The sequence below is a fragment of the Bacillus stratosphericus genome (genome assembly GCF_020524495.1).
Classification (GTDB): domain Bacteria; phylum Bacillota; class Bacilli; order Bacillales; family Bacillaceae; genus Bacillus; species Bacillus stratosphericus_B.
The window spans coordinates 1-1,074 of record NZ_JAIVLB010000089.1 but is presented as its reverse complement, the minus strand read 5'-3'; the positions used below and the strand labels follow the sequence as shown (position 1 = coordinate 1,074).

The 1,074-nt window shown below is 35.1% G+C and carries 1 protein-coding gene; it reads left to right on the top strand.

Annotated elements, in window-relative coordinates:
- Positions 1–250 precede the first annotated feature (250 nt).
- The coding region (locus tag LC033_RS16530) for a putative phage replisome organizer (RefSeq protein WP_226570328.1) at positions 251–1,074 on the top strand (824 nt) is incomplete at its 3' end.

Sequence of the window (1,074 nt, the reverse complement as noted above, 5' to 3'; positions counted from 1 at the left end):
AATACGGTGGAGGTTAGATCATGAATAAAAAAAAGTGAACCAAAAGTTCAAAGTAAAAAAGAGAAAAAAAGCAATCTGTTTGTCGGAGAAGTTTTCTTTTGAACAGAAGACAGACGAGGCTGTAGCACCTTACTACACGCCAGTAAAAAAAGAAAGAACAAAAAAAGAAACTTTTGTTTCACCTTTTTTTAAAAAGGACAAGCTTTAATGAGAAAAACTATTCATGAAAAATATTAGGAGGCTTTTAAAGATGGGGGAAGTCAAATGGGTGAAACTAAGCACCCAGATGTTCGATGATGAAAAAATCAAACTCATTGAACAAATGCCTGAATCTGACACTCTGTTAATTATATGGATTAAATTACTTGCTCAAGCAGGAAAAACTAACGCTTCGGGATTTATTTATCTAAGTGAAAACGTACCGTACACAGAAGAAATGTTAGCACATATCTTTGGAAGACCGTTAGGAATTGTTCGTATGGCGTTAGACACATTTAAGAAGTTCGGGATGGTTGAAATTAACGAACAGAATTATATCAGTATATGTAATTGGGAGAAACATCAGAATTTAGATGCTCTTGAAAAGATTAGGGAGCAAAACAGAAAAAGGGTATCCAAACATAGAGAAAAACAGAAAACTTTGCAACCACCAAAACAACGTAACGTTACAGGTAACATTACAGTAATGGGAAGTAACGCAACAGATATAGATAAAGAATTAGATAAAGAAAAAGAATTAAAAGATATATTGTCGGGCAACCCGACTGCGGATGATCCAAAAACTCAAAAATCTGAAATTCCTTTCAAACTTATAATTGATCTCTTGAACAAAGTAACAGGAAAGTCATTCAGACATACATCTGCTGCTACACAAAGATTAATTAAAGCACGCTGGAATGACGGATTCAGATTTGAAGACTTTAAAACCGTAATACTAACAAAGACCCACCAGTGGCTTAAAAACGATCAGATGAATAAATACTTGCAGCCAACGACATTGTTTGGAACCAAGTTTGAAGGATACCTGAATGAAGGTGCGGGGGTGATAAAACGTGCAGAGCATCAAATCAGTGG